The sequence below is a fragment of the Lysinibacillus sp. NPDC047702 genome, assembly GCF_050272555.1.
Lineage (GTDB): Bacteria > Bacillota > Bacilli > Bacillales_A > Planococcaceae > Lysinibacillus.
The window spans coordinates 1-9,468 of sequence record NZ_JBNNMG010000106.1 but is presented as its reverse complement, the minus strand read 5'-3'; the positions used below and the strand labels follow the sequence as shown (position 1 = coordinate 9,468).

General features: G+C 39.8%; 7 protein-coding genes. 6 read left to right on the top strand and 1 reads right to left on the bottom strand.

The features are described from left to right. Window positions 1-2,889 (top strand): pyruvate carboxylase (pyc, locus tag ACQKIM_RS27195; RefSeq protein WP_427549932.1); only part of this gene is annotated, 2,889 nt, incomplete at its 5' end. A gap of 196 nt (window positions 2,890-3,085) precedes the next feature. On the opposite strand, the gene ACQKIM_RS27190 is transcribed toward pyc, so the two are convergent. Next, entirely contained in the window at window positions 3,086-4,009 is a 924-nt protein-coding gene (locus ACQKIM_RS27190; protein ID WP_427549929.1) for a COX15/CtaA family protein, read from the bottom strand. 335 nt (window positions 4,010-4,344) lie between these two features. Between ACQKIM_RS27190 and cyoE the strand changes: the two genes are divergently transcribed. From cyoE to ACQKIM_RS27165, 5 genes are all read left to right on the top strand, one after another. Next, window positions 4,345-5,262, top strand: coding sequence for a heme o synthase (gene cyoE / locus ACQKIM_RS27185; protein ID WP_427549927.1), 918 nt, complete (start codon window positions 4,345-4,347; stop codon window positions 5,260-5,262). A 99-nt stretch (window positions 5,263-5,361) separates the two neighbouring features. Continuing rightward, entirely contained in the window at window positions 5,362-6,432 is a 1,071-nt protein-coding gene (coxB, locus tag ACQKIM_RS27180; protein WP_427549925.1) for a cytochrome c oxidase subunit II, read from the top strand. 41 nt (window positions 6,433-6,473) lie between these two features. Further along, entirely contained in the window at window positions 6,474-8,357 is a 1,884-nt protein-coding gene (ctaD, locus tag ACQKIM_RS27175) for a cytochrome c oxidase subunit I (RefSeq protein ID WP_427549922.1), read from the top strand. Continuing rightward, the gene (locus tag ACQKIM_RS27170; protein WP_054770799.1) at window positions 8,357-8,983 is read left to right on the top strand and encodes a cytochrome c oxidase subunit 3; all 627 of its coding nucleotides are present in this window, start codon (window positions 8,357-8,359) and stop codon (window positions 8,981-8,983) included. Before ctaD ends, ACQKIM_RS27170 begins: the two co-directional genes overlap by 1 nt. Beyond that, complete coding sequence (locus ACQKIM_RS27165) at window positions 8,983-9,327, top strand: cytochrome C oxidase subunit IV family protein (RefSeq protein WP_427549919.1); 345 nt, start codon at window positions 8,983-8,985, stop codon at window positions 9,325-9,327. The genes ACQKIM_RS27170 and ACQKIM_RS27165 overlap by 1 nt, the downstream gene beginning before the upstream one ends. Window positions 9,328-9,468: the final 141 nt, after the last annotated feature.

Here is a 9,468-nt window from a genome sequence, read left to right as displayed (position 1 = left end):
TCTTATGAACGGGCCAAATCAGAGGCAAAGGCAGCTTTTGGCTCGGATGAAGTATATGTAGAGAAGGCAATTATCAAGCCAAAGCATATTGAGGTGCAAATTATTGGCGATCAACAGGGCAATATCGTGCATCTCTATGAGCGTGATTGTTCGATTCAACGCCGCCATCAAAAGGTCGTTGAAATCGCGCCGTCGAATTCAATTTCAGAAAATTTAAGAAATCGAATTTGTGAGGCGGCTGTGCAGCTAATGAAAAATGTCTCGTACATAAATGCAGGGACAGTGGAATTTTTAGTGGCGGGTGAAGAATTTTATTTCATCGAGGTCAACCCTCGTATTCAAGTAGAGCATACCATTACGGAAATGATTACAGGTATTGATATTGTGCATACGCAAATTAAGGTGGCGGCAGGCTATGCCCTACACAGTGAAGAAATTCATCTACCTAAGCAGGAAGAGATGCCAATGATTGGCTATGCGATTCAGGCGCGTGTGACAACAGAAGACCCTGCCAATGATTTTATGCCCGATACAGGCAAGCTGATGGTGTATCGTTCGAGCGGTGGCTTTGGGGTCCGTCTCGATGCAGGGAATGGCTTCCAGGGTGCTGTTGTGACACCATACTATGATTCCTTACTGGTGAAAATTTCAACATCAGGAATGTCGTTTAAAGAAGCTGCTGCGAAAATGGACCGTAACTTAAAAGAATTCCGTATTCGTGGGGTTAAAACAAATATTCCGTTTTTAAATAATGTCGTGACGCATGAGAAATTTTTAACAGGTACCTTCGATACAAGCTTTATCGATACGACACCTGAACTATTTCATTTCCCAGTGCGCAAGGACCGTGGGACAAAGCTGTTAAGCTATATTGGCAATGTGACATTAAATGGCTTCCCAGGGGTAGAGAAGCAGGCAAAGCCAATCTTTGTCCAGCCAGGCATGCCGAAAGTGGAGCCATTTATCGTGCCACCAGCAGGGACAAAGCAAATTTTAGATGCCCAAGGAGCAGAGGGGCTTGTGAAATGGATTCAGGCGCAGGAAGATGTACTGCTTACAGATACAACGTTCCGAGATGCGCACCAATCCCTGCTGGCAACACGTGTGCGTTCACAGGATATGTTCCAAATTGCCGACGCCACAGCGCGCTTGATGCATAATTTCTTCTCGCTCGAAATGTGGGGAGGGGCGACGTTTGATGTAGCCTACCGTTTCCTAAAAGAAGATCCATGGGAGCGTCTTGCAAAGCTGCGTGAACAGGTGCCAAATGTGCTATTCCAGATGTTACTGCGCGGGGCCAATGCGGTAGGCTATACCAACTACCCCGATAATTTAATCCGTGAATTTATCGCAGAATCAGCGGTATCAGGGATTGATGTGTTCCGTATTTTCGATAGCTTAAACTGGATAAAAGGGATGGAAACAGCCATTGATGCCGCACGTCAATCAGGGAAAATTGCTGAGGCAGCGATCTGTTACACAGGCGATATTTTGGATGACACACGTGCGAAATATTCGGTGCAATATTATAAGGACATGGCAAAGGAGCTAGAAGCAACAGGTGCTCATATTTTAGCCATTAAAGATATGGCTGGTTTGTTAAAGCCGGAAGCAGCGTATCGTTTAATTTCCGAGTTAAAAGAGACGACAAGTTTGCCAATCCACCTGCATACACACGACACAAGTGGGAACGGCATTTATCTCTATGCCAAAGCCATTGAAGCAGGTGTAGATATTATTGATACAGCTCTTGGTTCGATGGCAGGCTTAACCTCACAGCCAAGTGCGAACTCTCTGTATTATGCGATGAAGGGCAGTCAGCGTGCAGTACGTGCGGATGTTGATGCACTAGAAAAGCTATCCTACTATTGGGAAGATGTACGTCATTATTATAAGGATTTTGAAAGTGGCATGATAAGCCCGCATTCTGAAATTTATGTGCATGAAATGCCAGGCGGTCAGTATAGTAATCTCCAGCAGCAGGCAAAAGCAGTCGGTCTTGGTGACAGATGGGAGGAAGTAAAGCGCATGTATTCCCGCGTGAACCTTCTATTTGGTGATATTGTCAAAGTAACCCCGTCCTCGAAAGTAGTCGGGGATATGGCCTTATTTATGGTGCAAAATGAATTAGACGAACAGTCCGTCTTAACAAGAGGCCAAACGATCGACTTCCCAGACTCTGTCATTGAGTTCTTCCAGGGATATTTAGGACAACCACACGGTGGCTTCCCAGAGGCACTCCAAAAGGTGGTGTTAAAGGACCGTGAAGCGATCATAGTCCGTCCTGGTGAACTACTAGAGCCTGTCCATTTTGAGCAGCTAGAGGCAGTGCTGGAGGACAAATTAAATCGCCCAGTCACGAAGAAAGATGTACTCGCGTATGCACTCTATCCAAAAGTGTTTGAGGAATATGCGAAAACAGTGGACTCCTTTGGCAATATTTCGGTATTGGATACACCAACCTTCCTATACGGGTTAAAGCTAGGGGAAGAAATCGAGGTCGAAATCGAAAAAGGCAAAACGCTGATTATAAAGCTAGTGTCTATTGGAGAGCCACAGCACGATGGGACACGCGTTATGTACTTCGAGCTAAACGGTCAATCCCGTGAGCTCATGATTCAAGATATGACGGTTGAGGTGGATGGTAGCATAGCGTTAAAGGCAGATCCAAGCAATCCGAATCAAATCGGTGCCACAATGCCAGGAACTGTGTTAAAGGTAGTGGTATCGAAGGGCAGTCAAGTGAAACGAGGAGACCATCTGTTAATTACCGAGGCTATGAAAATGGAAACAACTGTCCAAGCACCGAAAGATGGGATCGTAAAAGAGGTCTATGCAAGTGCAGGCGATGCGATTTCAACAGGTGATTTGTTAATTGAAATTGAATAAAAGTTAATGAAAAAGGGTTAATAGGCAGCTTTAAATAGCCATCTATTAACCCTTTTATGTGCAGTTATGTCTATTTTTTGACAATTTAACTTGATTCAGCAGAATACTTCCATCTCTTAACTAGCGAGAGGAATATAGATAAGATAGAAAGGCAAAAAAGATTCGTCATTAAAATAGCACGAATCCTTTTCTAGTATTATTTATTTTTTTCATTATAATTGCTACGTGCAACTAGCATTATCATGTAGCAAAGTAGACCGAATAAAATTGAGATAAATAATGAATGTAGTAATGCGACAATTAAATTTAATTTTGTTAGGACTACTAACATACCAGCAATTACCTGTAAGATTACTATAATAAAGGCAATCACCCAACCATAGTAAATAACACGTTGATTTTTATACTCTTTTACAGCGTGCCAAGTTATGTATGCAATCCAAATGAAAAAGATAAGAACAGCTAAGCGGTGCCCCATCTGCACCCATTCATACATATTATTTAGAGGTGCTAGAGGTGTTTCGTTGTAACAGAACGGCCAATCAGGACATATTAAACTAGAATCCGTATGGCGTACAAGCGCACCTGTATAAACGACTAAATAAGAATAAATTGTGACGGCAATCGTGTGCCAGCGTAATTTTTTTCCAATAAAAACGTTAACTGCATCAAATTTTCGATCCACTTCAAATACAATCATAGAGAGAAGAAGAACAGCAGCAAAAGAAATCAAGGAAATTCCGAAGTGGAGGGCTAATATAAAGTCACCTTGTCCCCACAATACCTGAGCTGCGCCAATGAGAGCCTGCGCGATTAAGAAGAACATCGCTAGGAAACCTAATAGTTTTACTTCACGAATATGACCGAGTTTACGCCATGTCCAAATTGTTAACACAAGAATTGAAATAGATACGACCCCAGTTACAAGACGATGTGAGAATTCAATTAAAACTTCTGGTGTAATTTCTTTTGGAATAAGAGAACCATTGCAATCAGGCCAATTTCGACCACAGCCTAAGCCACTATCTGTTTTGGTAACAAGTGCTCCACCAAGTAAAATAAGGAGCATTCCAACTGTAGCGGCAACAGCAAACCACTTCATATACCTGTTGTGTTGCATAAAATGAGTCACCTACTTTATCTATCAACATTACATGAAAGTAATGTTTCTGCTACTAGATAATATCGAAAATACAGGTAAAAAACAACTTGTAAAGAGTAGGGAGTTTTAGATGTCGAATCCATTTCACAAATTGTTCATAATTTCGTGCTTTAACCTTCACAATTCATTTTAGAAAATGTTTTACTATAGATATGTTGTTTTTAATTATATTTCTAGACAAAGCTAATTTTTACAACTTCATCTAAATTTCACTTAATGTCTAGAAATCAATCGCAAATTTCGCTATAGTAATTGTAGCGGAATATGCTTACAAAAATGAAAGGAGAGGTAACATGTCAAACGGTCGTGCATTGTCGGCTACTAGAAATACTGGGCCAGAGTCAACATCTGTTGTAAAAGATTTCTTAGCACTGATAAAAATTGGAATCGTTAACTCGAATCTTGTCACAACGTTTACAGGGATGTGGCTGGCATTTCAATTTACTAGTAGGCATTTCTTGCAAGAGTTAGATGTCATATTGTTCACCATGCTGGGAGCGGCACTCATAATTGGTGGCTCAGGTGCAATGAATAACTTCATTGACCAGGATATAGATCCAATCATGAAAAGAACGAAGGCAAGACCGACAGTAACAGGTAGATTTAAGCCGAATTTTGTATTGACCATTGCCCTCTCATTTTTAATTGTAGGTGAAATTTTGTTATTTGCGGCATCATTTGCGGCCGGCATGTGGGGATTAGCAGGAATATTTGCTTATGTTGTTCTATATTCAATGTGGTCTAAGAGGAAGCATGTTAGTAACACGGTTGTAGGAAGTATTTCAGGAGCAATTCCACCAGTCATTGGGTTTGCAGCTGTTGAACCTGCATTAGGTCCAGGAGCACTTGCTTTATTTCTTATCATGTTTGCATGGCAACCACCGCATTTTTATGCGCTTGCGATGAAACGTACTGAAGAATACCGTGCTGCTAATATTCCGATGCTACCTGTTGTAAAGGGATTTAAACGAACGAAATACTCGATGTTATTCTGGATTCTTTTATTATTACCGTTACCTTTCCTTTTACCAGAGCTTGGGGTTGGCTTCTTAATTCTTGCAACTGCATTGAACTTGGGCTGGTTAATTCTAGCTTTTAAAGGCTTTACCGCAAAAGATGATATGAAATGGGCAAATAAAATGTTTATCTATTCGTTGAATCATATGACCATATTATTTGTATCCATCATAATTTTTGCGTTGTTTAGCTAATTTAGGAATTCTTTCTTTTCCTAAAGAATTCAAATAGACAGCACTAATGTCCTAGGTACACATGAAAATACAACAAAGAAAGAGGGGTTTAATTAAGCTATGATGAAAGGGCTTAAAAAATGGCGTCTTTTTTCACTTCTAGCAGTGATGATGGTTTTCCTTTCCGGTTGTGGTGAAGATTATCTTTCAGCACTAAGACCATCTGGAGAAGTAGGTAAAGAGCAATTGAATTTATTACTGTTAACTACTGTAATTATGACGCTAGTAGTAGTAGTAGTATCTGTTATCTATTTAATTGCATTCTTAAAATTCCGTCGTTCAAGAGTCGGCGAAAATGTGATTCCTAAGCAAGTTGAAGGTAGTCATACGTTAGAAGTGATTTGGACAGTTATTCCAATTATTTTATTATTAATTATTGCAGTACCAGTTGTTACTGCTACTTATAAATTTGCAGATGTTGCTGCAATGGACGAAGTAGATGAAAATGGTAACAAAACAGCACTTACAGTAAATGTAACTGCAAAATTATATTGGTGGGAGTTCGAATACCCTAACCAAGGTATTGTAACTTCACAAGAATTAGTTGTACCAACGGGTCAAAAAGTTTACTTTAACTTAAAAGCTGCCGATGTAAAGCACTCATTCTGGATTCCTGCTGTGGGCGGTAAAATGGATACGAACGTAGAAAACTTAAATAAATTCTACTTAGTATTCGATAAAGAATCGAAAGACCTTAAAGATGGCGTTTTCTATGGTAAATGTGCTGAGTTATGTGGTCCTTCACACGCATTAATGGACTTCAAAGTTAAAGCTTTAAGCCCAGAAGCATTTGATGCATGGGTAACTGCAATGAAAGCAACAGAAGGTAAAGTTGCTGACAAAGCTTCAACAGATCTTGGAGAAGCAACATTTGCTAACAGCTGTTTAGGCTGTCACGCAATTTCTGGTACAGGCGTTAGTGGTGCACCAGGTCCTAACTTAACGACATTTGGTGACCGTAACCGTGTAGCTGGTTTCTTAAATCATGATGAAGAGAGCCTAAAAGCTTGGATTAAGGACCCTGAATATTATAAACCAGGCAACTTAATGACAGGAAAATATGGTGAACTTTCTGACGAACAAATTGATGCTCTTGCGACATATATCATGAGCTTATCTGTTGAAAAATAATTTTAAGTTTTATGTAACAAACTTTGAGGGAGGTAAAAGTTGTGAGCTCATACACACAGAAAAAGGGCTTTGGAGCAACTGTCTGGGATTACATTACTACTGTTGACCATAAAAAGTTAGCAGTGATGTATTTATTAGCCGGTACATTGTTCTTCGCTATCGCTGGTTTTGAAGCGTTATTAATGCGTATTCAGTTAATGAAACCAAATAACGATTTCATATCAGCAGGTTTTTTCAATGAATTATTAACAATGCACGGAACGACAATGTTATTCCTAGCAGCGACTCCATTACTATTCGCATTTATGAACATGCTTGTACCATTACAGATTGGTGCGCGTGACGTTGCATTCCCGTTCCTTAACTCTTTAGGGTTCTGGTTATTCTTCCTAGGTGCAGTATTCCTTCACCTGTCATTCTTTATGGGTGGCGCTCCTGATGCGGGCTGGACTTCTTATGCATCATTATCATTATACTCTCCAGGACATGGTATTGACTTCTATGTACTTGGTTTACAAATTTCAGGGGCAGGTACATTAATCTCAGGTCTTAACTTTATTGTTACGATTATTACAATGCGTGCTCCTGGTATGACATTCATGCGTATGCCATTATTCACTTGGACATCGCTTGTATCAAGTGCTTTAATTTTATTCGCATTCCCTCCACTTACAATTGGTTTATTAATGATGTTATTTGACCGTATGTTTGGTGGTAACTTCTTTGACCATACTATGGGTGGTAACACAATTATTTGGGAACATTTATTCTGGATCTTCGGACACCCAGAGGTTTATATCTTAGTATTACCAGCATTCGGTTTATTCTCTGAGATTATTCCAGCGTTCTCTCGTAAGCGTTTATTCGGATACTCTTCAATGGTATTCGCAACAATTTTAATCGGTTTCTTAGGGTTCATGGTTTGGGCTCACCATATGTTTACAGTTGGTCTTGGGCCAACAGCAAACGCAATCTTTGCCGTTGCAACAATGGCAATTGCCGTACCAACTGGTATGAAAGTATTCAACTGGATCTTAACTATTTGGGGCGGATCTATTAAAGTTACAACACCAATGCTTTATGCACTTGGTTTCATCCCGTCATTCGTTGCGGGTGGTGTTACAGGGGTAATGCAAGCATCTGCACCTCTTGACTACCAATTACACGATTCTTACTTTATCGTTGCTCACTTCCACTACGTAATCGTAGGTGGTATCGTAACAGCTTTATTCGGTTCAGCGCACTTCTACTGGCCAATTTTCTTCAACCGTATGTTAAACGAAACATTAGGAAAATGGACTTTCTGGGTATTCTTCATTGGATTCCATTTAACATTCTTCCTACAACATTTCCTAGGTCTGATGGGTATGCCACGTCGCGTATTCACTTACATGGAAGGTCAAGGTTGGGATCAGTTCAACTATATTTCAACAGTCGGTGCTGCAATGATGGGTGTTGGGGTTATCATGATGGTAATCAACTGCTTAATGTCCATCAAAGGTAAACCAGCAGGTCGCGACCCATGGGGCGATGGACGTACACTAGAATGGTCAATTCCACAACCAATTCCATTCTATAACTTCCGTCAAACACCACTTGTACGTGGTTTAGATCCATGGTGGATTGAAAAACAAGAAGGTAATAAAGAAGTTACATTTGCTGAGCCATTAGGTGATATCCATATGCCAAACAACTCTGCAATTCCTTTCGTAATTTCTATGGGTCTGTTTATTGCGGCATTCGGTGCTCTTTACAATCCAGATGCAGATAAGCCATGGTCAATCTATATCTTAATTGCTGGTCTTGCTATCACATTTGGTGCTATGATTTTCCGTTCTATTAAGGACGACCACGGCTTCCACTTACACAAAGAAGAAATTATTGAGATTGAAGAAAAACTTTACGGCAAAGGAGGAAATAAATAATGGATTTCAATACTAAATTTACTCCTCATACTTGGCCAGATCATCCTGAACAAGCTACGATGGAAGGTAAAAATAAAGTCGTTGGTTTCTGGATTTTCCTTGCCTGTGAAGTTGTACTTTTCGCAAGTTTATTCGCTACTTACTTAGCGCTTAAGAACAAAGGGCCAGCAGGCATGGAGTTCACAACGCAAGGTTTATTTGAATTACCTTTAGCATTTGCAATGACCATGTTACTTTTAACATCATCACTAACATCTGTATATGCAATTTACCATATGCGTAACTTTAACTTTAAAGGTATGCAAACTTGGTTAGCAATTACTTTAGCTTTAGGTCTTGGATTCTTAGCACTTGAAATCTATGAATTCCAACACTATGTGCACCTTGGTTTTACATTTAACCAATCTGCTTTCGCAACTGCATTTTATTCTTTAGTTGGTACACACGGTTTCCACGTATGTTTAGGACTTGTATGGATTGCAACATTAATGATTCGTAATGCTAAACGTGGACTAAACTTATATAACGCACCTAAATTCTTCGTCGCTGCTTTATATTGGCACTTTATCGACGTAGTTTGGGTATTCATCTTTACAGTAGTATACTTGATGGGAGTGATCGGATAATGTCATCACACGATACACCTATAGTTGCTAAGTCACAGGCACAATACGAGTATGATCGTCATCATAATGCTGTTCATATGCGTAAACAGGTAATCAACTTTGCGATTATGATTTTCTTTACATTTATCGCGTTCGCAGTAGTTGCAGCCGATTTTTCTAAATACTTAATATTCCCGTTTGTTTTATTACTTGCTGGAGTTCAAGTTGTTCTTCAACTTTACGCTTTCATGCACTTAGAAGACAAAAAAACTCACTTCGGTGGTGTAATTGGCTTCTTCATGTGGATGGGAATTTTAATCGCATTTACATTCTTCTTAGCATTCTTAACTATCATTTGGTGGTAATCACCAAAGAAGCACGTTCTCTACATTATGTAGGAACGTGCTTTTCTTTATTGTATCTTTTGAAAACCCCTTGCTATGCGAGGGGTTCTAAAGAGCTTCTAGCTATGGACAAGAAAAAAACCCCCAGCCATACAATGAATT

What these genes read in the sequence shown, in the direction of transcription:
- ACQKIM_RS27190 (WP_427549929.1), bottom strand. Translation starts at nt 4,009, where the DNA reads ATGCAACACAACAGGTATATGAAGTGGTTTGCTGTTGCCGCTACAGTT.
- cyoE (WP_427549927.1), top strand. Translation starts at nt 4,345, where the DNA reads ATGTCAAACGGTCGTGCATTGTCGGCTACTAGAAATACTGGGCCAGAG.
- coxB (WP_427549925.1), top strand. Translation starts at nt 5,362, where the DNA reads ATGATGAAAGGGCTTAAAAAATGGCGTCTTTTTTCACTTCTAGCAGTG.
- ACQKIM_RS27170 (WP_054770799.1), top strand. Translation starts at nt 8,357, where the DNA reads ATGGATTTCAATACTAAATTTACTCCTCATACTTGGCCAGATCATCCT.
- ACQKIM_RS27165 (WP_427549919.1), top strand. Translation starts at nt 8,983, where the DNA reads ATGTCATCACACGATACACCTATAGTTGCTAAGTCACAGGCACAATAC.